The following is a 25,679-nucleotide window of genomic DNA, read 5'->3' on the forward strand; positions in this document are numbered from 1 at the left end:
TTGATGCCATGCCGTCTTCGTCCGCTTCTCGTCCTCGTCATACCCTACGCAGGGTAGTGATGATCATTCTTGTCGTCGTCGCTGGTGTCGTCGCTTATCGCTTCTTCGCGAGCAATGCGGAGACGTCGGAGAGTCCAAAAGGGATGGCGGGGCCTCCGGCAACGGCGGTGTCTGCGATCACCGCCACACAGGGTGACTTGCCGATCAGAGTGAGTGCGCTGGGCACGGTGCAGCCCCTTGCGAGCATCGCGGTGCGGCCACGGGTTGAAGGCGAACTGATCGAGGTCAACTTTACCGAGGGCGAAACGGTTCAGCAGGGCCAGTTGCTGGCGCAAATCGATCCACGTGACTATCAGGCACAACTCGACCAGGCCAAGGGCCAACTGGCCCAGGACCAGGCGCAACTGGCCTCGGCCCGGGAAGACCTGACACGCTTCGAGCAACTGAGCAAGACCAACTATGTCTCGCGTCAGGAACTGGAGCAGCAGCGTCAACTGGTACGCCAGTACGAAGGTACCGTGGCCAGCGATCAGGCTAACGTACGCAGCGCGCAGGTCCAGCTCGACTACACGAGCATCACGGCCTCCATCACTGGCGTGGCCGGCATTCGCAATGTCGACCCTGGCAACATCGTGCAACTGGGCGATACCGATCCTATCGTCACCCTTACCCAGCTCGATCCTATTTCGGTGATATTTTCACTGCCCAGCCGCTATGTGAATACCGTGCGCGCTCACCTCACGGCTGGCGACCAGCCCAGGGTAGATGTGACCGGTCCTGATGATGAGACCTTCAGCGGCGAGCTCACCAGCGTCGACAGCAACATCAATAGTGCCACCGGCACCATCCGCCTGCGCGCTACGCTCGACAATCCTGACGGCGGGCTCTATCCCAATGCCTATGTCGATGTCAGCCTGGTATCGCAGATTCTCAAGGATCAGGTGATCATCCCCGAACCTGCCGTCCAGACCGGGCAGGATGGCAACGGTATCTATAACTACGTCTATGTGATCGGCGATGATGACACTGTCAGTCGCCGTACGGTCACCCTGGCCGCCAACCAAGGTACCCAAAGTGCCATTTCCGAGGGGCTCACGCCCGGTGAACGTGTGGTTGTCGATGGCGTCGACAGCCTGCGGGAAGGGGCCAAGGTTCGCGTCGTCAGCAATGCATTGCCTGGTGAGTCGAGCGATGAAGTGAGCGAGGCCGGAGGCAAGGACGACAGCGCTTCATGAATCCTTCACGCCTGTTCATCCTGCGTCCGGTCGCCACTTCGCTGGTGATGCTGGCGATCCTGATCGCTGGCGCCATGGCCTATCGGCTGCTGACGATCTCCTCGCTGCCGGAGGTCGACTTTCCGACCATTCAGGTCACCACGCTTTATCCTGGTGCCGGGCCGGATGTGATGCTCTCTCATGTCACTTCGCCGCTGGAGGACGAGCTCGGCGAAATCGCCGGGCTGGAAGACATGAGTTCCACCAGCACCGGTGGCGCGTCGTTGATCACCCTGCGTTTCTCGCTGGATTCCGATCTCGGCGTTGCGGAACAGGAGGTTCAGGCGGCGCTGAACCAGGCAGAAACCCTGTTGCCGAGCGATCTGCCGCGTCCCCCCAGCTACAGCAAGGTCAATCCTGCCGACACGCCGATCATGACGCTGGCGGTCAGTTCCAGCACCTTGCCGCTGACGGAGGTCTACGATCTGGTCGATACGCGCATGGCGCAGAAGATTGCCCAGATAAGCGGTGTCGGTCAGGTCAAACTGGCCGGTGGCCATCAGCCTGCCGTGCGTGTGACAGTTGATTCGCGCCAGTTGGCCGCTTCCGGGCTCGACCTTGCGGCGGTGCGCAGTGCCATCGACGCCGCCAATGTCAATCAGGCCAAAGGTACGCTGTACGGTCCTTATCGTGCCTACACCATCGATGCCAATGACCAACTGCTGACGGCCGATGCCTATCGCGACCTGATTCTCAAGTCCGACAACGGCTCGGTACTCAGGCTGTCTGACGTTGCCACCATCGAGGACGGCGCCGAGAATGCCTATCTTTCTGCCTGGGCAAACCGCGAAGGCGCAATCCTGATCGATGTGCTGCGCCAACCAGGCGCCAATGTGGTCGCGGTGGCCGATACCATCAAACGCAGCCTACCGGAGCTGGAAAACACCTTGCCTGGCGCCGTCGATGTCAGGGTGCTCACTGACCGCACCACGACCATTCATGCCGCGGTCGAGGATGTGCAGTTCGAGCTGATGCTGGCGATCGGGCTGGTGGTGATGGTCACTTTCCTGTTCCTGCGTAACCTGCCGGCGACGCTGATTCCGAGCCTGGCGGTGCCGTTGTCGCTGGTCGGCACCTTCGGTGCCATGTACATGGCCGGCTTCAGCCTCAATAACCTCACCCTGATGGCACTGACCATCGCCACCGGTTTCGTCATCGATGATGCCATTGTGGTGCTGGAGAACATCACCCGTTACATCGAGAAAGGGGAGACGCCGCTGAATGCGGCGCTCAAGGGCTCGCGCCAGATCGGCTTCACCATCCTCTCGCTGACCGTCTCGCTGCTGGCAGTGCTCATCCCGCTGGTGTTCATGGAGGGGGTCGTTGGCGTGCTGTTCCGCGAATTCGCACTGACGCTGGCGATCTCGATTCTGATCTCGGCCTTCGTTTCACTGACGTTGACGCCGATGCTTTGTGCGCGCTGGCTCAAGCAGCGCCCGGATAAGGTCGAAGAGACCGACGACGAGGCTTTGGTACGTAGCCGACAAGGCCTGTTCGGGCAGATCACTCGGGGCTATGAGCATGCCCTCGATTGGGTGCTCGGCCATCAATCACTCACGTTGATGGTCGCGCTCGGCACGCTGGCGCTGACCGCACTGCTGTTCATGGCCACCCCCAAGGGGCTGTTCCCGGTGCAGGATACCGGCGTCATTCGCGGTATCACCACAGCCACTGAATCGACCTCGTTCGATGCCATGTCGGCCCGCCAGCAACGCCTGGTCGATCGCTTGCTGAAGGACCCGGCAGTCGAAAGTCTCTCTTCGAGCATCGGTATCGACGGCACCAATACCACGCTCAACAGTGGCCGCCTGTCGATCAATCTCAAGCCGCTGGGCGAGCGCGACGACCTCAGTACGGTTCTGGCTCGCCTGAACCAGGCTGACGCCGACATTCCCGGTTTGTCTCTGGCACTGCAGCCGGTACAGGACCTGACCCTGGAAGACACCATCAGTCGCTATCCCTATCAATTCGCGCTGACCCAGGGTGACCGTGAGGCGCTGAATGCCGATGCCGATCGAATGCTCGATCAGCTACGCCAGTCGCCAGCGATTGCCGACGTCAGCAGCGACGTGCAGAACGCTGGGCGCAAGCTGGAGGTGACCATCGACCGTGCCCGGGCCGGTAGGCTTGGTGTCAGCGTCGCCGATATCGACGATGCGCTCTACGATGCCTTCGGCCAGCGCCTGGTGTCGACCATCTTCACCCAGGCGAGCCAGTATCGCGTAGTGCTCGCTGCCAATGCTACCGACGTGGATGGTCCCGAAGCCCTGTCGCGTCTCTATGTGAGCACCATCGACGACGATCTGGTACCGCTCACCACTCTGGTCACGCTGGCTGAACGTACGACGCCTTTGTCGCTTCAGCGTCAGAACCAGTTCCCCTCGGCATTGATGTCGTTCGCAGTGGCGGATGGTTATTCGCTCTCGGACGCCTTCGCTGCCGTGGATGCTGCCGCCGAGGAGACCCTGAGCGAGCATACCCAACTGGATTATCGCGGTGCGGCGCTTGCCTACACCGAGTCGACCAGTGACACCTTGTGGCTGATCCTGGCTGCCATCGTGACGATGTACATCGTGCTGGGGATTCTCTACGAGAGCTACGTGCATCCGTTGACCATTCTGTCGACGTTGCCGTCGGCGGCTATCGGTGCGCTGCTGGCACTGCAACTGAGCGGTAATTCATTGGGGCTGGTGGCGGTGATCGGCATCATCCTGCTGATCGGTATCGTCAAGAAGAACGCGATCATGATGATCGACTTCGCACTGGAGGCGCAGCGTGAGCGTGGCATGCCTGCCGACAAGGCGATTCATGCCGCCGCCTTGCTGCGCTTCCGGCCGATCATGATGACTACCTTCGCGGCCTTGCTCGGTGCCATGCCATTGATGTTCGCCAGTGGCTATGGCGCCGAGCTGCGTCAGCCGCTGGGGATGACCATGGTCGGCGGCCTGTTGTTAAGCCAGTTGCTGACGCTGTTTACCACCCCGGTAATCTATTTGTTCTTCGATAGGCTTATTTCGAACAGGGATCGTCTTGCCTCGCGCTGGCAGCGTTATCCTGCCGCTGATGCTCCTGATCGCCCTGACGATAACGGGGCGGCACGGTGAGTCTGTCATCACCCTTCGTTCGGCGGCCAATCGCGACCATCCTGCTGGCACTGGCCGTGGTGCTGCTCGGTTCGCTTGCCTACAAGCGCCTGCCGGTGGCACCGCTGCCCAATGTCTCGTTCCCGACCATTCTGGTTACCGCCAGCCTCAGTGGTGCCAATCCGGAAACCATGGCCGTCACCGTGGCGACACCGCTGGAGCGTTCACTGGGGCGGATTCCTGGTATTACCCAGATGACTTCGAGCAGCAGCGATAGCGCCACCAGCATCGTGGTGCAGTTCGATCTGGACAAGGACGTCAACGTTGCTGCGCAAGAGGTGCAGGCGGCGATCAACGACGCTCAGCCGCTGTTGCCAAGTGCGATGACCAGCCGCCCCAGCTACCACAAGCTGAACCCAGCAGCGGCACCGGTGCTGATACTGTCCGTCACCTCCGATACCTTGCCGACCAGCGAGCTCTATCGTCTGGCCGACAGCAAGATCGCGCCGCCCATTGCTCAGGTGCCGGGTGTCGGTGACGTCAGCGTGGGTGGCAGTTCCTCGCCTGCGGTACGGGTATCCATCGATCCTCGCCGTCTCAATCACGCAGGCATCACCCTGGATGCGGTGGTCGGCGCCTTGCGCACGGCAACCACGCAATCACCCACTGGCTTCGTGCAGAGTGTGGAGCACCGCTGGGAAGTCGATACGGATTCCCAGTTACTCACGGCCAGCGATTATCAGCAGATCGTGATCGGACGCGGCGAGGATGGCTCACTCATGCGTCTGGGGGACGTGAGCAACATCGTCGATGGTGTCGAGGATCGTTACAACGTCGGTTTTCAAAACGATCTGCCGGCGGTATTGCTGGTGGTCAGCACTGCCAGTGGCGCCAATATCATCGATACCATCGCGGGGGTGCGCGAGCGTCTCGATGATATTCGCAGTCTGTTGCCCGGCAACGTCAACTTGAGCGTCCAGCTTGATCGCGCCCCCGGCATACAGGCTTCACTGCATGAAACCCAGTTGACTCTGATCCTGGCCATCGTGCTCGTCGTGCTGGTGGTATTCCTGTTCCTGCGTAATCCTCGCGCCACCATCATTCCCAGTGTGGCCATTCCGGTATCCCTGGTCGGCACCTATGCGCTGATGTGGGTGTTCGATTTCTCGCTGGATACGCTATCGCTGATGGCACTGATTGTATCGATCGGCTTTCTGGTCGATGACGCGATTGTCGTGGTAGAGAACATCAGCCGGCATATCGAACGCGGTGAGCCACCGTTTCAGGCGGCGCTGAACGGCGCGCGGGAAGTCGGTTTCACGGTGACGGCGATGAGTGTCTCGCTGGTGGCAGTGTTCATTCCACTGCTGTTGCTGGGCGGCTTCATCGGACGATTGTTCCATGAGTTCGCGGTGACGCTGTCACTGGCCATCATGGTATCGCTGATCGTCTCGCTGACGCTGACACCGATGCTCTGCATGCGTTGGCTCAAGCCGCATGCCCAACGTGAAAAGTCACCGGCCTGGGACCGCGGGTTGTCGGCCATCGGTAATGGGTTCGTCAAGGGCTATGCGGTGACGCTGGATATTGCCCTCAGGCACCGACGCTTGACCCTGTTGTCGCTTGTCGCGGTGATCTTCCTCAATGGCTATCTCTATACCGCCGTCGATAAGGGCTTCGTGCCCGACCAGGATACTGGGCGCCTGCTCGGCACCATGCGGGTCGATCAGGGCCTGTCCTTCGAGGCGGCATCCGCCAAGCTGCGCCAGGTGCGCGAACGGCTCACGTCTGACCCGGACGTCGCCAGTGTGCTCGGTTTCATGGGCAGCGGCGGGCCAGGTGGAGGCGGTTCATCGGCAACGCTTTTCGTTACGCTCAAGGACGACCATCAGGAATCGACACAAGCGATCGGCAACCGTCTGACGGCTGGTCTGCAGGGGCTCGCCGGGGTCAACACTTTCATGTTCGCGTTGCAGGACATCAGTGTTGGCGGCCGGCAAAGCAGTGGCTCCCAGTATGAGATCACGCTCAAGAGCGACAATCTCGAACTGCTCAATGACTGGTCCAGAAAGGTGCAGGCGGCAATGCAAGATGTCGAGGGCATCACCGGTGTCGACAGCGACAGTCGTAGTGAGGGGCTGTCCGCCAAACTGGTGGTCGATCGCGATACTGCCTCGCGGCTCGGTGTCGACATGAACACCATCGACACGGTATTGGGTAATGCCTTTGCCCAGAGCAAGGTGGCCAGTATCTACAATGCTGACGAGCAACGTTATGTGGTGATGGAGGTCGATGCTCCTTATCGGCAGGCGCCGGAGGCGATCGGCGATCTCTATGTCAGCGGTAACGATGGTGAACTGGTACCGGTCTCTGCCTTCAGTCATATCGAACGCAGCACCACGCCGGTGAGTGTCAACCACCAGGGCCAATTCGCTGCTGCCACGGTCTCGTTCAACCTGGAGGAGGGCGTCTCGCTGGGCGAAGCCACCGAGCGTATTCGTCGGGCTGTGGACGAAATCCATCCCCCGACGGAGGTCCAGGTCGACTTCGAGGGCAGCGCAGGCACCTTCCAGAGCGGTGTCGAAGCGATGCCCTGGTTGATATTGGCGGCACTGGTCACGGTCTATCTGGTGCTGGGAATTCTCTACGAGAGCTATATCCATCCGCTGACGATTCTCTCGACACTACCTTCTGCCGGTGTCGGTGCCTTGCTGGCCCTGATGCTGCTCGATACCCCGTTCACGCTGATTGCCCTGATCGGTATCATCCTGTTGATCGGCGTGGTCAAGAAAAACGCCATCATGCTGGTGGATTTCGCTGTGGTGTGCGAGCGCGAACAGAACATGACGCCATTGGAAGCTGTGCGCCATGCCGCCCTGGTTCGCTTCCGGCCGATCATGATGACCACCCTGGCCGCATTGCTCGGTGCCGTGCCATTGCTGCTCGGTACCGACGAAAACGCCGGCCTGCGCGCTCCGCTTGGCATCACCATCATCGGCGGGTTGATCGTCAGCCAACTGCTGACCCTCTATACCACCCCGGTGGTCTATCTGTATCTCGACCGGCTCCACCGCCGCCTGCGCCCGCGGAACCTACCGGCGCCAGTGGAGGGGTGAGTGGTTGGTGACTGGCTTCTGAGCGAGGAGGAAGGGAGAAGCGCCTTCGACGACTGATGAAGCATCAGCCGCTTTCCCTTGGCTTTGTACGAAAAGTGCCTAAGACAGGGGCTGACGAAGGCATATAAGCCATTCAGAACCGCCAAGCTACCCTCGAAGTCCAAGGATAGCTTGGCGATAACGGATATTAACTCTGCGTTATTGTGATGTTTTGGTCTGACAAAGTTATTGTGTAATTGCCCCCATCCATGAAATATCCTCCTGCCAGATAGGGCGATTGGTTGTTAGGATAGAGGTTGCCGTCGTCGAGCCATGCAGCGACAGTTCTGGCATCGCTATACCTGGCCGACTCTTTCTTTTGCTCACTGTTGTCGACTTTATGAACCTCCGAATGATCGCCTGTGGCGTTCCATAATCCGAAGGTGACGGTGCTATTGGTATTGTTCACCAGCGTATAATTGAATCCCATTGTTACATCCTCTCCTGAGGTCATGGGCGCTGAATTAGGTTTCATGAGACCTGAGACGCACCGGCGCCCACGGTGACCCCTCAGTATCGCACTGTGAGGTCGATCACCAAGATTCCGCAATAGATGCGGGAATGTGTTGTCATACGGGATTCTCTTCCTCGGATATCACTCTAGACCACGCATTCAGCGACGTATTAAATAACTAGTCAAAAGAGATTAGGTGTCATAAAACACTTACAGAAAATATATCGTATTTCTTACGCTATTTTAAAGATATTTCGTATTGACAATGGCGTTATACATATATTCAAACAACTTTAGAGGCTATGACTCATAGTTACCAACGAGTTTGTGCATCCAATCACTGAAATGGATGTTATGGAGGTAGGACATAGAGGACTTTCGTCTGCAGGTAAAGCGGCAAATTTTGGTGGGTTGGAGGGGGAGGACTCTATAGGACACGAAAATTGTTCGTAAGCCTTTGTTTTTTATTGTTTTATAAAAATTCGAGAAAGATATTATACCATCGACTATACCACTTCCCCTCCGCTGGTAGGCTCTGTGTTAGCGTGCTCTTCACCCGCAGTAGAAAGCGCCCTTCACTGTTCGCTCTCGACCAGAAGCGAACCTGGGCCAATTTTAGATCCACTTTTTAGGGCTTCGTGAGGAGAGGGTTACGTATTTTTTGCCCTAGAGAGCTGCTTTTGGTCATGAACACGATCTATCTCCTCTTTAATTGCAGCTCTGCTTTCGAAACCTTCAGAGATTAGCCCCGAGACTTCTAGTATCAACCATGCTGCCCATTTGCTGACCGTTGTTACGTGACCTGAGTTTATGTGGCTGTGTTGCGCATCATGTACTGCGGCACACCGAAGGTCGTAGAGGTCATTGATTTCTTTTTCAAGCACATTCCAGTTACCTGTATGAGAGAAACCGTAACGTCCACAAGTTAGTATCGCAGTTAGTCCTCGCTTGATCTTAGATGTCGTTTGTCCATCGTTTTCGAAAGAGAAGAAGCATTCTATGCAGCTCCAGAATTTAACCAGTTGCATCTCTGGTTTCATGTCTGCTTGCGCGTCAAAAAACCAATAAATACCGCGACGAACTGCCTCCTCGACGTCATTATCCCTGTGATTTTGAAGGACCCTCGCCAACTCTTGGAACCACTCACAACCCATTAAACTGCTCACTTGGTTCTCATTGAGAGTAAGCTTTTGATATCCCCGCATACATATACTAGTGCATAACACCTTCGACTTTGTAGAGAAGAAGAACCACCTGTTAGCGGTTGGTCGAATACGGTCACTCATGCTAGGTATAAGCCGAACTGCGGCTCCTCCACGCTCAAGAACAGTAGTGAGTGAGACAGCAAGCAGTCCACACGTTGCCTCTACATCCTCAAAAAAACGACGCTCTGCATATTCTTCACTTCCGGTTATTTCCCCAGTTACCCATAGGCTATCTTTCATATGATTCCATGTGCTACTGATGGTATTGTCGTCTGCAGCACATTGTTTAAGTGACATGAAATCAGGCTTTTGTACTGTCAGTCTGCCGATCTTCAACTCATTTTCCCCTTCAAGATCTAGTCCTTCTATAGTCGTGTAAAACCTGTAGTTACTGATCGACTCATCTAAAATTTTCTCTACATTTTCCACGAAGGAGTCTATATCTTTTCTAGGGGACTCCTCTTGATAGAGTTTTCCCAAAACGGCTTTGCATGAATTGTGAATATCCGTAGATTCCAGCTGACACCTGTTTATAAAAAACTTCTCTACTATATTTGTAAGCATCTCGAAATTTTTATAGGCATTGTCAGATAGATAGATTGATCGATGATTGGGGATTTTGACTTCCCGTTTCAGCCTTTCAATGAGATTGAACGCATCCAATGCCTGCAAATCAGTCATTAACTCTTCTGGTCTGAGTAGCGTGGCAATGTTGCTATCGGCTATCCTTCGTGTTTTTCTGGGCATTTCCATCGCGGTATCCTGCGTTCTAATCGGAAAAGTGAGTGTGTTGCACTCGGATGACATCCTAAAAGGGCCACTAATAGGTGCCTCATTCGGCTAGAAGCCGTCATTGAGATGCCCTTGGTGTTTAATGATCGCATTTTTGGCTGATTTTAAATGTTTCGAAAAACATATCCGGTGACATATTTTTTAACTCAGTTTCTTTTTATTTGTTTTGCTAAGTCGGTTAGTTGCGAAAGGATATTCCCTGTGTCGTTTTCCTTCGATTCATTATAAGAGGTGTTCTCGGAAAAAACTGTTTTGGCAACGTGAACCCTTAAGTCTTCGGCATTCTTGGGGTCCATTAACTCAATATATGGATCTAGCGTTGTAATTATATGTTGACGGCGCCTGTTATTTATTTCATTTTCTCGATGTTTTCCTGACTCTTTAGCAAAATAAAATGCTGGAACAAAAACTACCAGTGAAAGTGGGATGCGACCAACTACTTTTACCCAATCGAACGTGTAATCGCCATTCTCAAAAATCAGCCTTAACTCGGGAACAACAAGAAAGCAAACTCCTAGCAACATCAGTGCTGATGCATATAGGCGATACCTATTTGCCACCTTTTTTTCATCATTAGCATAGGACGAATATGCACCGGCCTGCAGAGTGTTAATCGTAACGCCGTATACCTTGGTTGCATCATCTTGGAGTTTAGTCAGCACTTCAATAATTTTTACAGTTTTCAATGAAAGATTTTTAAATTCATCATCCGACTTTCCTGTGTACTCTCTGATGTGTCCTTCGAGTTTTTTTGAATATTCGGATAAGTCCTTGTTGAATCTTTCAGATCTTTCTTTTTCACTTGATTGGTATTGAGTATTAAATTCTGCAGTTTGTTTCTGTATCGTCTGCTCTACATTGTCAATCTGAGTACTAAGTTCTGCCAGCTTTGATTCCTTTTTATTGATCTCTTGGTCTAAGGTCTTGACATGCTCGACTAACGCACTTACAGACTGTTCGGTCTCTTTTTTGTATTTTGTTATATATGAACCAATGGTTTCGGAGTATGCGCTGACAGATCTTTTGATGTTCTTATCAGTAACGGCATATGCAGACGCTGGGGTCTGCTGAAACTGGATAATAAGGGTGTCTGCCTGTGCATTTGCATTAGTGAGATGTCCAGCATTTTTACTTCCTTTGAATGAGTTTATTTCATTGATGCAACCTTGTGCGCTTTTCTGAATATTTGCCAAATGATTGAATGGGATTATTTCTGGATCAATGTTTTCAAAGATTCCGTTTAAATAGTTAACCACCTTCCTTAGCCTTGCAATATCTTCAGTAACACCTTCCGTAGCCTCTTCCATAAGACCATCATCATGAATTAACTCTATTAGGTTGGCCCATACGCCTATTAAAGCATGGTTATTGAATTTATCTGTCCATTTAGACATCACTTGCTCTCCGGAAGAAATTTAATGCTTCGGTCCGTCGCGCGAGGAGCGAACGTCGGCTGAATTGCCTTTGTTAGGATTCGCACGCTCATTCTCTTGATGTGAATCGAAATGGGCTCGCAGGCCAGCAAAATTGAACTCCATGCTCCGTACTTTAAGCCTGTTTTCTTTCATTAAGACACCAAGCAAGGCGGCCAGTACAGCCACCACAGCAGGGATCACTAAGAACAAAAGTTGCTTTGGTTCCGAGGTTGTGCGCGATTCCATTGAAGTGACAAACCCAACTACAGCGGTCATCATGCCTACCATCATGCTCATCGTAACAACCATTTGCCGCCGATAACGAGCGGCCTTCTGATAGTCTTCCGCTACTACCTTTTGCTCGAGACCTGGTGATTCTTCTTTAATGACAGATAGCTTTTCACAAAAATCTTCCTTGGTTGAAGCCGAGATGAAGCTTGAATCCATAACCTCTTTGGTCAATTCAGAAGCAAATTCATTCAGGTCATACAGTGTGGATCGGTCCAGCCCGTAACGACGAGCGGTCGCAGTAGCTAGCCTTTGTAACACGTCATTGGCGGGAATAACTCCTTCTGATATGCCTGGTCGCACAGCATATAGAATCTCTTGATTGGCTTGGTCGATTCGGCGCAGGTACTCGCGGTTGTCTCGGCGTGAAAAGATTGATCTGGTTATAAAGGCGACAACCAAGCTACTTAGAACGCCCGCACCAATCCCTACGACCCAAGGGTTGTTAATAAATTCGTCCATCAAAACCCTATATGGCTAACAGATACTAGTCCGCACACCTTATATTCCACCTGAACGCTCACTCGATCACCTCTCATCCTATTGAAATTTATAGAAATCTAGTATGGGTCGGCAGTATGACTGCCAATTATCGGACATGCTGCATATCTCCAACAAGCTTGCCTGCAGTCCATCCGCTTTGGGTCGCAAGCCGCCTCAGGACCAGTCAAGTTCTCCTAAGACCCTCCTTGTTTCGAACTTGGCATAGATTCCCCCATTTCGCCACTGACGCTACTCCAACGGCCAGTAAACTCTGCATAAATACGCATGATTTTGCATGAGTAGTGAAGGCCTTCTAACCCCTTTGGGGCGCAGTAATGGCGGGCCTTGGAAGCCAGCGCATGAGTGCATAAAAACCGACAGGTTTAGAGCGCGGGCGGGGAGGGGTGACGATTGTGCGCGGGCGTGGTGAACGCCGCAGGGAAGAGCAGCGGATCCGGCAACGCTCTTGGAGGCGTTTGGAGTTGGCTGAATGCCGACTTATGCCCCAGGCATCAAAAACGGCCCTATGAGGGGCATAGGGCTGAATGGGAATGAGGCGGTTATTGGGCATCTCACCAGATCAACTTGAGGACGAATAGGGGCCTGCACAGCTTGGTGAGCAAGATAGTTACCGAGTGATGCTTGCGAGGATCGACTGGAACTGATTAGCCAAGTCAGCATGAGCGAAGGGGATTAGCGGGCCACGATCCCGCTAATCAGCGTGACTCAACCTCTGGAATGTCGGCGTTACGAGAGAGGTTGAGTTGATGCCTGGTTGTCTCTTCAGAACAGCAGCTCGCCAACACCTTCAGCAATACGATTCAGAGGATTCGGCGCTAGATTCGAGAGCATTTGAATGACCTGACCACCGTAAACATCAAGATAGTTTTGGGCTTGGGTCGCATCAACGGGCAAAAGGCCAACCACATCGCTCAAAAAGCCACCGCCTACCACTGCATCCAGTTCCTCTGTGCTTAGCGTACGAAGCGTCGATTCTGTCATCACATCCCTCATCATTGTGTCTCAGTGAGTAAAGTGGTTGATTTTTCTATTCAGCCCCTTGATGACAAGGGGGTTCCCAGCATAAGCCGCGTTAAATGCCCTAACCGCCTAGCAGGTTCTGCAGTATGCTGTTCTCCACCAAGAGCTCACCCAGCAAGCCGCTCACCAGCCCGTTTTCGCCCAGCAAATCCAAGTCTATTACATAGTCATTAGGGGTCAGCTCGAAGCCATTGCCACCAAGGCTAATAAGGCCACCAGCAACCGCGTCCAGTTCCTCTGGGCTTAGTGTACGAATCGTCGATTCTGTCATTGTTCCCTCCATTAGATTCCCTCGTCACATCGCAGGTTGTGATCCGATATCTTTAGATTCTAATGGAATCCTCTGTGTCAGCCGTCATGACATGTTAGAAGGGCGTAAATAACCGTAACGAGAGGTAGTGAGCTCTGGGTTCATCGCCTTGCCTTGCTTTCATCACGTTGCCTTTGGATTGGCTTTATGAAGGGGCGTTTTGCAACTGGAAGGGCGAGATGATCAAGGACATGAAGAAGTCATTTACCTCGGCCAAACGGGCGGCCGGAATAGAGGACTTCTGTCAGCATGATCAGTGACACACTTTGGCGAGCTGGATGGTGATGTCAGGAATCGAGCTGATGAAGGTTCGCGACATGCTTGGACACTCGTCAGTAAAGCAGACAGAGCGATATGCACACCTTCATCCTGATGCTTTGCGGAGGGCTGTGGACAACCTTGTTCCTGCACGAAATGGTCACGCTGGCTCTGATGTGACGACTCGAAAGGGAGGGGAGGTGGAGACAGTGTCTAAAGCCGGAATGGCGCCCTCTATAGGATTCGAACCTATGACCTGCCCCTTAGGAGGGGGCCGCTCTATCCAGCTGAGCTAAGAGGGCGCGAGTCGCGCATTATAAGCATCTGACTCGTCAAGATAAACCCATGTTGTGGAAAGTGTTTGAATTGATGGTATTCCGTCGCGATACCATGATGCATGGGCAATGAACGCGAATCAGGCATGCGGAGACAGCGCGACGGCAGGATTCGCGTCAAGTGCTGTGCGCTACCAGACGTTCACGGCGCGCATTGCTCGCATAGATCAGGCATAGCGCACCGGCCAGCAGGACGATGGCTATCATGCGTGAGCTATCCAGTGGCAGGCGAGTATTACCCAGCCAGCCGAAGTGATCGATCATCAGGCTCATCAGCATCTGCCCCGAGATGACGGCGACAGTGGCCGCAGCGGTACCGACGCGGGGAATGGCAAATACAATGGCGAGCATATAGACCACACCAAACAATGCACCAGTCAACTGCCACTTGGGCACGCTGAACAGGGTGGCCTCGTGATGCGGTTCAAAGAAGAACACCAGCAGAAAGGTCACGACGGCACCCATCGAGAAGGTGAGCCAGGCACTGGCTAGTACACCGACAGTGGAACCGAGGCGGCCATTGATGGATGACTGAGCGGCGAGCACGGCTCCGCCTAGCAGCAGAAGCGGATATATCAGGGTGAGAAGCACTGGAATCTCCTTGGATGTAAGGTTCAGTAGATGAGCCACAGCGCAGCGAGAATCAGGACCAGGGCACCGATCCGATAGCTGTCGACTGCTCGCCGTTCGCTGCCCAGCCAGCCGAAGTGATCGATCACCAGGCTGGCGGCGACCTGGCCACACAGAATGCCCACCATCGTCATGCCGACGCCGACCAGCGGCGTGGTGACAGTCAGCACGACGACGTAGATTGGCCCAAGCAGGCCTCCAGTCAGTAGCCAGCGTGGTTGATTGAACAGGGTAGAGATTGGCGCACGGCCAACGAATACCATGGCCAGCGACAACAACAGAGCCCCCACCAAAAAGATGGATAAGGTTGCCGACAGGTGACCAACCTGTTCACCCAACGGGCCTAGCAGGCCGGCTTCGACCGATAGGCCCATGCCAGCGCAAAGCACTAGCAGCAAGATCGTGAGTTGCGGCATGTCCGCCTCCGCTTGAGGAAAGCCGACACCTTAGTTTTATGCTGTAATAGGCACAATCCAGTGAATTGACAAAGGTTCATTGTCCTATGGGCAACGATGTGCAACTGCTGTCACTGCGGCTTTTTATTCGAGTGGCCCATTCCGGCAGCTTCACTGAGGCCGCGTACGATTTCGACCTCCCGCCATCCTCGGTGTCACGTCGCATCTCTGCACTGGAGCAGGCGCTGGGCCAGCGCCTGTTGTATCGACATTCTCGAGCCGTAAGGCTGACAGAGGCGGGCGAGCGTTATCTGAGCCAGGTCAGCGAGGCACTGGCACTGCTGGATATGGCTACCGACGAAGTCTCCGGAACGGCGAGCGTGCCCCGGGGCATATTGCGGATCAATGCGCCGGTGGCATATGGCCGCAAGCACATTGCTCCACTGTTGGAAGCCTTTCAGTCCAGATACCCTGAACTGGAAATCGAACTGACCCTGACCGATGCGTTTGTCGATCCGGTGCAGGAAGGGGCAGATGTGGTGGTGCGCATCGGCGCCTTGGAGGACTCCAGCCTGGTGGCACGAGAGCTGTCTTGGCAACGTTTTGTGATTGCTGCTTCACCCGGCTATCTGGCCCGCCACGGCGTGCCCACGCAGCCTGAAGACCTGGGCCATCATAATTGTCTGGTCTACAAGGGGACGCGGGGGAAACAGCCCTGGTACGTACGTCGCGAAGACCACGAGTCATTCCAGGCCATCGAGGTGCATGGCAACCTGCGCAGCAACAATGCCGAGAGTCTGATTGAAGCTGCCATCAGTGACCAAGGTGTGGTGCTCTTTCCCACATGGCTGCTGCAGGATGCATTGAATGATGGAGGATTGGTCCCTGTGCTGGAAGATTGGCAGGCTGCCAATCAGCCTCGCATCGACGGTATTCATCTCATCTTCCCGGAGAACCGGCTGCGTTCTCCCAAGGTGGGGGCCTTTGTCGATTACCTGTTTGCTCAACACTCCAACGGATAGTAGGGGCTTGGGCTCGGGCTTGCGTGATGCGGATGCCGCCGCGCGCATTCCTCGGTAGAATGCGCTCATCCATTCCCTCTGATCTGTTCCTGCATGTCTGACTCTTCTTCTCCGCTTGTCCCTTCATCCTTTCTGTCAGCGCGTGGTGATCGCCACTTCGATGGCCTGGCCGACAAGTTCTCTGCGTCCCTTTACGGCCATCTGCGTGGTGAGCTGCGTCTATCGCTGCTGGATCGCTTGTTGCCGGAGATGCTCGACCTGCATGGCCAGCCGGTGCTGGATGTCGGGGCGGGTCTCGGGCAGCAGGCGTGCTGGTTCCTGCAACGTGGCCATCATGTAACGTTGGCGGAGCCTGCGGAGGAAATGCTGGCGCGGGCACGCCAAGTGGTGGGTGAGGGCGAGTCGGCCAGCTTTGTACATGCGCCATTGCAGGAACTGGTTCAGCAGGCGCCGGGACCCTGGGCGCTGGTGATATGCCATGCCGTGCTGGAGTGGCTGGGGAATCCTCGCGAAGGGCTGGCTCATCTGGCCTCTCTGGTAGCGCCGGGCGGTCAGCTGTCGTTGATGGTGTTCAACCGTGATGCTCTGCGCATGTCCAATGTGGTCAAGGGCAATCTGGAAAAGGCACTGGCGGATCGCCTGGAAGGCAAGGGCGAGCGTCAGCGGCTGACACCGATCTCTCCGTTGATCCATGACCAGGTGATGGACTGGAGCGCCGAGCTCGGGTTGCACTTTGAAGGTGTCGCAGGCATTCGCGTTTTCCATGACTACCTGCGCCGCCCTCCGCAGAGCGAGCAGGAACTCAAGCATCTGGTCGAGCTGGAGCATCAATATTGCCGCAGTGAGCCACATTGGCGTCTGGGGCGTTATCTGCTGTACACCTTCAGCCGCCCCTCCGCGGCAGAGGCAGTATCAGGAGAGCAGTCATCACAACCACTATCACCACAGGAGAACCCGCGATGAGCGCCGAGACCCCGGTATGCCAGCTATTGGAGCGTCAAGATGCGGACTATCGCGGCTGGTGGTGGGTGGCTCCGCCTCGCGATGCCTGGCTGGAAGGAGGTGAAGGCCGTTTGATCAGTGCTGACCTGGCCGTGAGACAGGCCTGGCAGGCGCGGGGCCGCGAGGCGGTATCACCGTTTGTGGAGGATTCCTCGCTGCAAGGTCCCGGTGCTGTGCTGTTCTGGCCCAAGGCACATGCACTGGGAGAATGGTGGTTGCTGTGGTTATGTGCCAACTTGCCGGAAGGCACACTTCTGCAACTGATCGGTGAGCATCAGGGGGGCATCAAGCGTGTGCTCAAGGTGCTGGCTGCACTAGGTCTGGGGTGCCGCAAGGTCGATAGCGCCCGACGCTGCACCTTGTTCGAGACGCGCACGGCGCGACTGGCGCTGCCGCCGGAAGCGGTATGGACGCAGTTTACCGCGGAGGGCATCGCGGAAGGGCTGACCCTGGCCAGCCATCCGGGTGTGTTCGGCCACGGCAAGCTGGATGAAGGAACCTTGCTGCTGCTGGAACAGTTGCCCGCCCAGTTACCTGCGGGCGAAGTGCTGGACATGGGTTGTGGTGACGGCATTCTGGCGGCCTGGATGGCTCGGGAAGGACGCGATGTCACGGCGGTGGATGTCAGTACCTTTGCGGTAGAAGCCACGCGACGCACCCTCAGGGCGAATGAGCTGGCTGGGGAAGTGCTGGAAAGCGATGTCTATTCGGCGCTGAAGGGAGAGACCGCACAGGAGGGGAAGCGTTTCGATGCCATCATCAGCAACCCGCCATTCCACCTCGAACGCGCCATCGATTATGGGCCTGCAGCACGGCTGATCCAGCAGGCCCCCGAGCATCTCAAGCCCGGTGGGCGCCTGGTCCTGGTGGCCAATGCCTTTCTGCCTTATGCAGAACCTCTGGAGCGCGCTTTCGGTGGCTTCGAAGTGCTTGCCGATAATGGGCGGTTCCGGGTGTATGCCGCGACCCGCCGATAACCTGACGCCTGGTCAGGTCAGGCATCAGTCTCCGCATCAGCCCCCGGCAGGCGATAGTGAATCTCGCTGATCAACCAGGTCTGTTCGCCGCCGGGGGCAGCTACCGTCACTTCGTCATCCAGTGACTTGCCCAGCAATGCCTTGGCCAATGGAGCATCCACACTGATCCAGTGCCTGGTGGTGTCTGTCTCATCGTGGCCGACGATACGAATGTGCATTTCTTCGCCCTGTTCGTCTTCCAGCGTCACGAAGGCACCGAAATATACCTTGTCAGTGTTGGCCGGGAGACGGTCCACGACCTGCAACTCATCGAGGCGCTTGGTCAGGTAGCGGATGCGTGCGATGACCCGATTGAGTTCTTTCTTGTTGTAGGTGTAATCCGCATTCTCGCTACGGTCGCCCAAGGCAGCGGCTTCGCCGACCTTGGCTGACAATGCCGGGCGCTTTACCCGCGACAGGTGGTCGAGGATGCCGCGCAGGCGCTGGGCACCTTCCAGGGTGATCAGGTTGCTCTTGGGTTCCTGGCGCGGGTCCTTGGCAGGGTCGCGCCAGCGGGTCATATTGCGGCCTTTCATGACATACCTCGAAATTCTCAGGCCGTTGAGATTGCCTTGGCGCCTCCCTGAAGACAAGAGGGGCGCTCCAAGACAGTACGGCGACCTGCAAGCAAAAGAACAGGTTAATGCATTCCAAAAAAGACTGAACTTGCTTCCTCATCCTTGTCTTTTACGGCTGGTGCTCCGTGTCGGCATTGCTCGGAGTTCTCCAGGTCTTCTAGATGTTCGAGCACCCATTCGATGAAGCCCTTGACCTTGCCTACTGCGCCTTTGTGCTCGGGGTAGGCCAGGTAATAGGCGCTGCTGCTGAGCAGCGAAAAGGACCACGGAATCACCAGTTGTCCTGACTGCAGTTCTTCCTCGGCCAGAAAGCGCGGGACCAGGGCAACACCGCATCCAGCCCTGGCGGCCTGCATGGCCATGTAGAAGGTATCGAAGCGGGGCCCATGATAGCTATGCGAGGTGTAGCAGTTCTGGGCTTCGAACCAGTCATGCCAGGCTTCGGGGCGCGTCGAGTTCTGCAACAGCACCAGACGTGTCAGTGCCAATGGGTCATCAATGCCCTCATCGGGAATCACCAACGGCGAACAGACCGGCACGACGTCTTCATCCAGCAGCTTGATGCACTCGGCCCGGGGCCAGGTGCCATGGCCAAAGAAAAAAGCCACATCGATGCGTTCTTGTTCCAGGTCGAAAGGTTCTACCCGGTTGCTGATGTTCAGGTAGACATTGGGATGGCGAAAGCGGAAACCGTTGAGACGCGGAATCAGCCAGCGCGCCCCGAAGGTGGGCAAGGTGGTGATATTGAGCACTTCGCTCTGGCCGCCATAGGACTGCATGTAGCGCGTCGACATCTCGACCTGAGCCAGTATCTTGCGTACTTCGGTCAAGTACAGCGATCCCTCCGGGGTGACCTGAAGGCGCTTGCGTACCCGGCGAAACAGGGGCTGCTCAAGAATCGATTCAAGCTGAGCCACCTGCTTGCTGACCGCGCTCTGGGTCAGGCTCAGCTCTTCCGCGGCGCGGGTGAAACTCAGATGTCGCACCGAGGCTTCGAAACAGCGCATGGCGGTCAGAGTAGGGATATGGCGGCTATTCATGCGCTAATTCCTGGTCGAGGTCGGTGCAAGAAAAAAAGGAATGATGTTGGTATAAAACGTCGTTTGAGATAGATCAAGGGCCAACGCAATACTGCGGACGTTGTGTATCCAAATGAATCGCGTATCCAAATGAATCGCGTATCCATTTGAATCGTGCATCCATTCGAATCATCCGCAGGAGCCATAATGATCGATTCCATCATGCAGCGTCTCGGTGTGGCCGAGTCCCTCTATCGAGGCGGCGACTATGCCGTGATGTCGCCCACTGACGGTCGCGAGATCGGTCGCGTTCAACTGGAGAATGGCGAGCAGGTCGCTGCGCGCATTGCCCGCGCGCAGAGCGCCTTTGAAGCATGGCGTCAGGTTCCGGCTCCGCGCCGTGGCGAACTGGTTCGCCTGTTCGGTGAACAGCTACGCCGGCACAAGGAAGACCTTGGCGCCCTGGTGACCCTGGAGTGCGGCAAGATCCTTCAGGAAGGCCTGGGCGAAGTGCAGGAAATGATCGATATCTGCGATCTTGCCGTGGGCCAGTCGCGTCAGCTCTACGGTCTGACCATCGCTTCCGAGCGGCCGGGCCATCATATGCGTGAAAGCTGGCATCCGCTTGGGCCGATCGGCCTGATCACGGCCTTCAATTTCCCGGTGGCACCCTGGGCGTGGAATGCTGCCCTGGCGCTGGTCTGCGGCAACAGCCTGGTGTGGAAGCCTTCCGAGAAAACCCCGCTGTGTGCGCTGGCCTGCCAGTCCTTGCTGGAGCGTGCCATGGCGGAGTTCGGTGATGAGGCTCCAGCCGATCTCAGTCAGGTCGTCATCGGTGATCGCGAGGCCGGCGAACGCTTGGTCGACGATCCTCGCATTCCTCTGATCAGTGCAACCGGCAGTACCCGCATGGGACGTGAAGTTGCCCCGCGTGTCGCGGCACGCTTCGGGCGCAGCATTCTCGAACTCGGGGGCAACAATGCCATGATCCTGGCGCCCAGCGCCGATCTGGACATGGCGGTGCGTGCCATTCTGTTCTCTGCCGTTGGTACGGCTGGTCAGCGTTGCACGACCCTGCGCCGCTTGATCGTGCATGAGTCGGTACGTGACGAAGTGGTCGAACGGCTGAAGAAGGCATATGCCGGCGTCAGCATCGGCAATCCCATGGACGGCCACCTGATTGGCCCGCTGATCGATGCCCAGGCCTATGACCAGATGCTGTCCGTGCTGGACTCGGCCCGTCAGCAAGGCGCCAAGGTCTTTGGCGGAGAACGCCAACTGGCCGATCGCTATCCCGATGGTTTCTATGTGTCCCCGGCCATTGTCGAAGTCGAGAGCCAGAATGCGCTGGTCAAGAACGAGACCTTCGCGCCCATTCTGTACGTGCTCAGCTATCGCGATTTCGCTGAGGCTGTCGCGCTGAACAATGACGTACCCCAGGGGCTGTCTTCCTGTGTCTTCAGCACCGATGTGCGTGAAGCCGAAGCCTTCATTTCCGACCTGGGCAGCGACTGTGGCATTGCCAACGTCAATATCGGCCCCAGTGGTGCCGAGATCGGCGGGGCCTTCGGTGGCGAGAAGGAAACCGGCGGCGGTCGTGAGTCTGGCTCGGACGTCTGGAAAAGCTACATGCGTCGGCAGACCAACACCGTGAACTATTCCCGTGAGCTGCCGCTGGCGCAAGGTATCAAGTTCGATTGAGGATGAGAGCCGCCACCTGCCACTGGCTGTGTGGCGGTCTTGCACGTGTTTCCTGAACAGGTGTCACGGAGGCATACGATGACAATAACAAATACAGCAACAAATACATCAACCACAATATCGCGAGAACAATGGGGTAGCCGTTTCGGTTACCTGATGGCCATCATCGGTGCCATGGTGGGCGCGGGTAATATCTGGCGCATGCCCTATGTCACCGGGGAGAACGGAGGCGGAGCCTTTCTGATCGCCTATTTCGTGCTGCTCTACCTGATAGCCGTTCCAGGCTTGATGGGGGAAACCGCCCTTGGGCGTTATACCCGCCAGGGGCTGATCGGTACCTTTCGCAAGGTCTATGGCAATAACCGCATGGTGGGGCTGGGCCTGGTGATTCTGGTCTTCAACATCGTGTTGATGTCGTATTACTCCTCCGTGGTCGGCTGGTCGATCTACTATGCCTACCATGCATTGATTGGCACCTTCACGCAGACCGGCTTCGATACCGCGGCCCTGTGGCAATCGTTCAGCCACAACAAGGTACTCAATATCGGCATGCACACGATTGCCATGCTGATGGTCACCGGCATTCTTCTGCTGGGCATCAAAGGCGGCATCGAGCGCATGGCCAAATGGATGATGCCGATCCTGACGATTGCACTGATCGCCATCGCCATCCGCGGTTTGACGCTACCGGGGGCCATGGCAGGGCTCGAATTCAGTTTCTCACCAAACTGGGAATATCTGGCCCGCGGGCAGACCTGGCTGGCGGCACTGGGTCAGGCGCTGTTTTCCACAGGCCTGGGTTGGGGCATTGCCCTGACCTATGGCAGCTACCTGGGACGCAACGATGATATTCCGCTGGGTGGTGGCCTCTTCACGGCGGTGGGCAATACCAGCTTTGGGTTGCTGGCCGTCTTTGCTGTCTTTCCCATCGTGTTTGCTTTCGGTATTTCTCCGACGTCGGGCCCAGAATTGGCATTCGTTGCCCTGGCCAGCGCCTTCGGCAGCATGACCGGCGGTTATGTCTGGGCGTTGCTGTTTTTCGCGGGTTTCTTCTTTGCCAACCTGACCACGGCACTGGCGATTACCGAAGTCGGGGTCACGACCTGCAAGGAGGAGCGCAACATCCCCCGTTCCCGGGCTGTGCTGATGATCTGCGGCCTTATCTGGCTGCTGGGCATTCCCAGTGCCATCAATGCCGACATCCTGGGTTATCTGGACTTCGTGCTGGGCAACTGGGGGCTGCCGCTGGCGACCTTCATCATCATGATCACCATCGGCTGGAAGTTCGACGCCAACCGGTTGCGTATCTTGAGTCTGAACCGTGGATCAGATCTCTATATTCCCAGTGCCTGGGAGGCAACGGTGCGTTACCAGATTCCTCTCATCATGCTCGGCATCATGGCGTATTTCCTCTATAGCAACCTTGGCGAGGCACCGCTGAAAACGCTGAGTGGCCTGTTTGTCCTGATGCTGATGATCCCTCTGTGCATGGGCGTCATGAAGCGCCGCCTTGAGGGCCAGGATTCCCAACATGTCGCTGGAGGACGGTTGTCATGAGCTTTTCCGCTATTGTCGTCATGGTGTCTTCCATGCTGGCGCTATGGGGTGTCGCCACGCTGGCGATGATCTACTCGATGCGTCAGGAAGATCGCAAGCTGACATTGCTCAAGGAGCAGGGCGACTTCGAGCCATTCTCGCCTGCCGCCCAGAGAGATATCGAGGACTGGCTGGCCCGTCATCCGGATGGTGACGAGGCTCGGGAAATGCGCGAACTGCTTGAATGCCAGCGCCAGGCAATGCAGAACAATGCCCGGCATTTCTACCCATGGCCGAGTATCGGGGCCGAGCGTCAATAAGCATGGAATGCTGCCATGAAATATCTCGATAGTGTGAGGTGGAAGTCAGCGCTTGGTCAGCCTGTGAATGCAGGAGTTGCCATGAAGGACCGTTGTCTTTGGTATGACAGCTCGCCAGAGGCCCCTCTGTCTCTGCAGCCGCTGCAAGGCGAATGTTGTGCCGAGGTGGCCGTGATCGGTGGTGGGATCACGGGGCTCAGCACGGCGCTGCATCTGGCCGAGGCGGGTAGCGACGTCGTTGTGGTCGAGGCCGGGGATATCCCGAGTGGGGGCTCGGGACGTAACGTTGGCCTGGTCAATGCAGGGATGTGGATTCCTCCCGACGATATCGTCGAGACCCTGGGAGAAGAGGATGGCGAGCGTGCCAACACCTTGCTTGGCAATGCGCCAGCGGAGGTCTTTGCCCTCATCGAACGCCATGCGATCGACTGTCAGGCAACGCGTACAGGCACATTGCACTTGGCACATAACGCCAAGGGTGAACAGGAGCTGGCCCGGAGGGCCGAGCAGTTCCTGAGGCGTGGCGCGCCGGTGGAGCTTCTCGAAGGCGAGGTATGCCATCAGCGCGTCGGAACTCAGCGCATCCAGCGTGCCCTGCTTGATAGGCGGGCGGGGACACTGAACCCTGCGGCCTATACCCGGGGCCTTGCCAGGGCAGCGAAGCAAGCAGGCGCGCGTATGCATACGCATAGTCCGGTCAACGGTATGCGGCGCCAGGGAGAAGACTGGGTAGTGAGCACGGATAGCGGCCATATTCGTGCCGCGAGAGTGGTGCTTGCGACCAATGCATATACCGAGGATGACTGGAACCAGGTGCGTGAGCACTTTTTCCCTGGCTATTTCTTTCAAGTTGCATCGCCTCCTCTGCACACTGATGCGGCGAAGGAGATTCTTCCTGAGCGCCAGGGGGCCTGGGATACTCGTATGGTGCTGAGCAGCATACGTCGTGATGCCGAAGGGCGACTGATACTGGGTAGCCTGGGACGTGGCGATGGCCGGCCAATGGCGTATATCCGCCACTGGGCAGACCGGGTTCAGTGCCACTACTTCCCGCAGTTGGGTAAGCTCGACTGGCAGTACACCTGGACGGGACGTATTGCTTTCACCCCTGAGCACACATTACGTCTTTTCGAACCTGCACCGGGCATTCTGGCCGTGACAGGCTACAACGGCCGGGGTGTGACAACGGGAACTGTCGTAGGGAAGGGGTTTGCTCGTTATCTGCTCAGTGGGGATGACAGTCTGTTGCCACTTCCCATCCGGCCCCACACGCCGGTGCTCGGCAAGGCCGTGCGTAGCTGCGGATATGAATGCGGCTTCACGCTCTATCATTCGGGACAATGCCTGCGGGTATTGACCTGACCGTTGATGCTGTCGATACGCAGAAGGGCTCATGAGCGGCAATCGACAACCGGTTGCCGCTCGTTGCATTCATGCACTGTTTCTGGCCGCTGAGCACTCAACTATAAGGTTTCCAGTGCTCTTGGACTTTAGGTGAACGGAAAATCATTCAAACGTTCGTTACATTTTATGAGTCCATAATGACAATGACTTGGAGATGCTCATGGTTCGCCCTTTTTCACATCGTGTTCGTATTGGTATAGCCACTGTTCTGGCAACGTCTCTCTGCTTGGCTTCCAGCCTGGCCATGGCCTGGGAAAGCGAGCTGGACCAGCTTCGCCAGCGCTGGGAAACGGCGACCACGTCCACCCCGGCATCTCAACGCGAAGGTACTTTGACCACACTGGCCGATGAAGCGGTTCAGCTGGTTCAGGCCAACCCGAATGTCAGTGACCTGCTGGTTTGGCAAGGGATCGTCCAAGCGTCTCTGGCCCGGGAGAAAGGAGGACTCGGTGCCCTGGATGATGCCAAGGCGGCACGTCGCGCGCTGGAGCGTGCGGTGACTCTTGATGCTGACGGCATGCAGGGTTCTGCCTATGTCACGCTTGGCGCCTTGTATGATCGTGTGCCCGGTTGGCCTGTTGCCTTTGGCGACGATGAAAAGGCCGAGCAGATGTTCCAGAAAGCCATGGCGATTCGGCCGGATGGTATTGATGTGAATTATTACTATGCGGTCTACCTGGCTGATGAGGGACGCAAGCAGGAAGCGCGCAGCCATGCAGAAAAAGCGGCCAATGGCGCACCGCGGCCGGATCGGGAGGCATCGGATCAGGCCCTGCAGGCTGAGGCTCGCACACTGCTGGGATCGCTATAGGTTCCTTGGTTTCCCCGCTGAGGGCTCTTGATAACCCCGCTGAGGGCTCTGCAACAGGGCCCTGTCTGCCGGGAATCCAGCATCGCGAAAGCATTCGTTGTCGCGACGACCCTTGGAACTTGCTCGCATCGCCCAGATAATGAGGAGATCCT

21 protein-coding genes, 1 tRNA gene and 1 pseudogene are annotated in these 25,679 nt (G+C 56.2%); 12 read left to right on the forward strand and 11 right to left on the reverse strand.

Annotation, left to right across the window (positions count from 1 at the left end; translation table 11 throughout):
• Positions 1–8 precede the first annotated feature (8 nt).
• From E4T21_RS04660 to E4T21_RS04670, 3 genes are read left to right on the forward strand one after another with little or no spacing between them, the layout of a single operon-like run.
• Positions 9–1,235 carry an efflux RND transporter periplasmic adaptor subunit gene (locus tag E4T21_RS04660; protein WP_187775112.1) on the forward strand — a complete coding sequence of 409 codons (1,227 nt, stop codon included), beginning with the start codon at positions 9–11 and terminating at the stop codon, positions 1,233–1,235.
• On the forward strand, positions 1,232–4,378 hold the full coding sequence (locus E4T21_RS04665) for a multidrug efflux RND transporter permease subunit (RefSeq protein ID WP_149283928.1): 3,147 nt from the start codon (positions 1,232–1,234) through the stop codon (positions 4,376–4,378). Before E4T21_RS04660 ends, E4T21_RS04665 begins: the two co-directional genes overlap by 4 nt.
• On the forward strand, positions 4,375–7,473 hold the full coding sequence (locus E4T21_RS04670; RefSeq protein ID WP_149283929.1) for an efflux RND transporter permease subunit: 3,099 nt from the start codon (positions 4,375–4,377) through the stop codon (positions 7,471–7,473). The genes E4T21_RS04665 and E4T21_RS04670 overlap by 4 nt, the downstream gene beginning before the upstream one ends.
• Before the next feature lie 187 nt (positions 7,474–7,660).
• Here the strand turns inward: E4T21_RS04670 and E4T21_RS04675 are convergent, their stop codons facing one another.
• The 6 genes from E4T21_RS04675 to E4T21_RS04700 all read right to left on the reverse strand — a co-directional run bounded on the left by E4T21_RS04675 (position 7,661) and on the right by E4T21_RS04700 (position 13,461).
• Positions 7,661–7,942 (reverse strand): hypothetical protein, encoded by a 282-nt coding sequence (locus tag E4T21_RS04675; protein WP_149283930.1) that lies wholly within the window; start codon positions 7,940–7,942, stop codon positions 7,661–7,663.
• Positions 7,943–8,616: 674 nt separating this feature from the next.
• Positions 8,617–9,924: a HEPN domain-containing protein gene (locus E4T21_RS04680; RefSeq protein WP_205423455.1), complete on the reverse strand. Its 1,308-nt coding sequence runs from the start codon at positions 9,922–9,924 to the stop codon at positions 8,617–8,619.
• Positions 9,925–10,109: 185 nt separating this feature from the next.
• Positions 10,110–11,357, reverse strand: coding sequence for a hypothetical protein (locus E4T21_RS04685; RefSeq protein ID WP_149283931.1), 1,248 nt, complete (start codon positions 11,355–11,357; stop codon positions 10,110–10,112).
• Positions 11,358–11,378: 21 nt separating this feature from the next.
• Complete coding sequence (locus E4T21_RS04690; RefSeq protein ID WP_149283932.1) at positions 11,379–12,128, reverse strand: hypothetical protein; 750 nt, start codon at positions 12,126–12,128, stop codon at positions 11,379–11,381.
• 804 nt (positions 12,129–12,932) lie between these two features.
• Positions 12,933–13,151 (reverse strand): hypothetical protein, encoded by a 219-nt coding sequence (locus tag E4T21_RS04695; protein ID WP_149283933.1) that lies wholly within the window; start codon positions 13,149–13,151, stop codon positions 12,933–12,935.
• A gap of 100 nt (positions 13,152–13,251) precedes the next feature.
• Complete coding sequence (locus E4T21_RS04700) at positions 13,252–13,461, reverse strand: hypothetical protein (protein ID WP_149283934.1); 210 nt, start codon at positions 13,459–13,461, stop codon at positions 13,252–13,254.
• A gap of 305 nt (positions 13,462–13,766) precedes the next feature.
• Between E4T21_RS04700 and E4T21_RS21640 the strand changes: the two are divergent.
• Positions 13,767–13,856: pseudogene (locus E4T21_RS21640) on the forward strand (hypothetical protein); the annotation flags it as partial.
• A gap of 127 nt (positions 13,857–13,983) precedes the next feature.
• Here E4T21_RS21640 and E4T21_RS04710 read toward each other — a convergent pair.
• The 3 genes from E4T21_RS04710 to E4T21_RS04720 form a co-directional block, all read right to left on the reverse strand.
• A tRNA-Arg gene (locus E4T21_RS04710) sits at positions 13,984–14,060 on the reverse strand.
• A gap of 150 nt (positions 14,061–14,210) precedes the next feature.
• Complete coding sequence (locus tag E4T21_RS04715) at positions 14,211–14,684, reverse strand: DMT family transporter (protein WP_187775113.1); 474 nt, start codon at positions 14,682–14,684, stop codon at positions 14,211–14,213.
• Between the two features lie 23 nt (positions 14,685–14,707).
• Positions 14,708–15,139 (reverse strand): DMT family transporter, encoded by a 432-nt coding sequence (locus E4T21_RS04720; protein WP_149283935.1) that lies wholly within the window; start codon positions 15,137–15,139, stop codon positions 14,708–14,710.
• A gap of 86 nt (positions 15,140–15,225) precedes the next feature.
• Here E4T21_RS04720 and E4T21_RS04725 point away from each other — a divergent pair, with 86 nt between their 5' ends.
• From E4T21_RS04725 to E4T21_RS04735, 3 genes are all read left to right on the forward strand, one after another.
• Positions 15,226–16,140: a LysR family transcriptional regulator gene (locus E4T21_RS04725; protein ID WP_149283936.1), complete on the forward strand. Its 915-nt coding sequence runs from the start codon at positions 15,226–15,228 to the stop codon at positions 16,138–16,140.
• 93 nt (positions 16,141–16,233) lie between these two features.
• The gene (locus E4T21_RS04730; RefSeq protein ID WP_149283937.1) at positions 16,234–17,103 is read left to right on the forward strand and encodes a methyltransferase domain-containing protein; all 870 of its coding nucleotides are present in this window, start codon (positions 16,234–16,236) and stop codon (positions 17,101–17,103) included.
• Complete coding sequence (locus E4T21_RS04735; RefSeq protein WP_149283938.1) at positions 17,100–18,119, forward strand: class I SAM-dependent methyltransferase; 1,020 nt, start codon at positions 17,100–17,102, stop codon at positions 18,117–18,119. Before E4T21_RS04730 ends, E4T21_RS04735 begins: the two co-directional genes overlap by 4 nt.
• A 17-nt stretch (positions 18,120–18,136) precedes the next feature.
• On the opposite strand, the gene greB is transcribed toward E4T21_RS04735, so the two are convergent.
• Both greB and E4T21_RS04745 read right to left on the reverse strand, forming a co-directional pair.
• Complete coding sequence (gene greB, locus E4T21_RS04740; protein WP_149283939.1) at positions 18,137–18,694, reverse strand: transcription elongation factor GreB; 558 nt, start codon at positions 18,692–18,694, stop codon at positions 18,137–18,139.
• Between the two features lie 104 nt (positions 18,695–18,798).
• Positions 18,799–19,776 (reverse strand): LysR family transcriptional regulator, encoded by a 978-nt coding sequence (locus E4T21_RS04745; protein ID WP_149283940.1) that lies wholly within the window; start codon positions 19,774–19,776, stop codon positions 18,799–18,801.
• A 186-nt stretch (positions 19,777–19,962) separates the two neighbouring features.
• Between E4T21_RS04745 and amaB the strand changes: the two genes are divergently transcribed.
• The 5 genes from amaB (at position 19,963) to E4T21_RS04770 (ending at position 25,527) form a co-directional block, all read left to right on the forward strand.
• On the forward strand, positions 19,963–21,456 hold the full coding sequence (gene amaB / locus E4T21_RS04750; protein ID WP_149283941.1) for an L-piperidine-6-carboxylate dehydrogenase: 1,494 nt from the start codon (positions 19,963–19,965) through the stop codon (positions 21,454–21,456).
• 78 nt (positions 21,457–21,534) lie between these two features.
• Positions 21,535–23,013 carry a sodium-dependent transporter gene (locus E4T21_RS04755; RefSeq protein WP_149283942.1) on the forward strand — a complete coding sequence of 493 codons (1,479 nt, stop codon included), beginning with the start codon at positions 21,535–21,537 and terminating at the stop codon, positions 23,011–23,013.
• Positions 23,010–23,312 carry a DUF8026 family protein gene (locus tag E4T21_RS04760; RefSeq protein ID WP_149283943.1) on the forward strand — a complete coding sequence of 101 codons (303 nt, stop codon included), beginning with the start codon at positions 23,010–23,012 and terminating at the stop codon, positions 23,310–23,312. Before E4T21_RS04755 ends, E4T21_RS04760 begins: the two co-directional genes overlap by 4 nt.
• Positions 23,313–23,393: 81 nt before the next feature.
• A complete protein-coding gene (gene amaA / locus E4T21_RS04765) occupies positions 23,394–24,674 on the forward strand; it encodes an L-pipecolate oxidase (protein WP_149283944.1) in 1,281 nt (426 codons plus the stop codon).
• 202 nt (positions 24,675–24,876) lie between these two features.
• Positions 24,877–25,527, forward strand: coding sequence for a tetratricopeptide repeat protein (locus E4T21_RS04770; protein WP_240349292.1), 651 nt, complete (start codon positions 24,877–24,879; stop codon positions 25,525–25,527).
• Positions 25,528–25,679 lie beyond the last annotated feature (152 nt).

Source organism: Halomonas binhaiensis, from assembly GCF_008329985.2.
Lineage (GTDB): Bacteria > Pseudomonadota > Gammaproteobacteria > Pseudomonadales > Halomonadaceae > Halomonas > Halomonas binhaiensis.

What these genes read in the sequence shown, in the direction of transcription:
- E4T21_RS04660 (WP_187775112.1), top strand. Translation starts at nt 9, where the DNA reads ATGCCGTCTTCGTCCGCTTCTCGTCCTCGTCATACCCTACGCAGGGTA.
- E4T21_RS04695 (WP_149283933.1), bottom strand. Translation starts at nt 13,151, where the DNA reads ATGACAGAATCGACGCTTCGTACGCTAAGCACAGAGGAACTGGATGCA.
- E4T21_RS04700 (WP_149283934.1), bottom strand. Translation starts at nt 13,461, where the DNA reads ATGACAGAATCGACGATTCGTACACTAAGCCCAGAGGAACTGGACGCG.
- E4T21_RS04720 (WP_149283935.1), bottom strand. Translation starts at nt 15,139, where the DNA reads ATGCCGCAACTCACGATCTTGCTGCTAGTGCTTTGCGCTGGCATGGGC.
- E4T21_RS04680 (WP_205423455.1), bottom strand. Translation starts at nt 9,924, where the DNA reads ATGGAAATGCCCAGAAAAACACGAAGGATAGCCGATAGCAACATTGCC.
- E4T21_RS04755 (WP_149283942.1), top strand. Translation starts at nt 21,535, where the DNA reads ATGACAATAACAAATACAGCAACAAATACATCAACCACAATATCGCGA.
- E4T21_RS04665 (WP_149283928.1), top strand. Translation starts at nt 1,232, where the DNA reads ATGAATCCTTCACGCCTGTTCATCCTGCGTCCGGTCGCCACTTCGCTG.
- E4T21_RS04725 (WP_149283936.1), top strand. Translation starts at nt 15,226, where the DNA reads ATGGGCAACGATGTGCAACTGCTGTCACTGCGGCTTTTTATTCGAGTG.
- E4T21_RS04685 (WP_149283931.1), bottom strand. Translation starts at nt 11,357, where the DNA reads ATGTCTAAATGGACAGATAAATTCAATAACCATGCTTTAATAGGCGTA.
- E4T21_RS04690 (WP_149283932.1), bottom strand. Translation starts at nt 12,128, where the DNA reads ATGGACGAATTTATTAACAACCCTTGGGTCGTAGGGATTGGTGCGGGC.
- E4T21_RS04745 (WP_149283940.1), bottom strand. Translation starts at nt 19,776, where the DNA reads ATGAATAGCCGCCATATCCCTACTCTGACCGCCATGCGCTGTTTCGAA.
- amaA (WP_149283944.1), top strand. Translation starts at nt 23,394, where the DNA reads ATGAAGGACCGTTGTCTTTGGTATGACAGCTCGCCAGAGGCCCCTCTG.
- E4T21_RS04730 (WP_149283937.1), top strand. Translation starts at nt 16,234, where the DNA reads ATGTCTGACTCTTCTTCTCCGCTTGTCCCTTCATCCTTTCTGTCAGCG.
- greB (WP_149283939.1), bottom strand. Translation starts at nt 18,694, where the DNA reads ATGAAAGGCCGCAATATGACCCGCTGGCGCGACCCTGCCAAGGACCCG.
- E4T21_RS04675 (WP_149283930.1), bottom strand. Translation starts at nt 7,942, where the DNA reads ATGGGATTCAATTATACGCTGGTGAACAATACCAATAGCACCGTCACC.
- E4T21_RS04770 (WP_240349292.1), top strand. Translation starts at nt 24,877, where the DNA reads ATGGTTCGCCCTTTTTCACATCGTGTTCGTATTGGTATAGCCACTGTT.
- E4T21_RS04735 (WP_149283938.1), top strand. Translation starts at nt 17,100, where the DNA reads ATGAGCGCCGAGACCCCGGTATGCCAGCTATTGGAGCGTCAAGATGCG.
- E4T21_RS04760 (WP_149283943.1), top strand. Translation starts at nt 23,010, where the DNA reads ATGAGCTTTTCCGCTATTGTCGTCATGGTGTCTTCCATGCTGGCGCTA.
- amaB (WP_149283941.1), top strand. Translation starts at nt 19,963, where the DNA reads ATGATCGATTCCATCATGCAGCGTCTCGGTGTGGCCGAGTCCCTCTAT.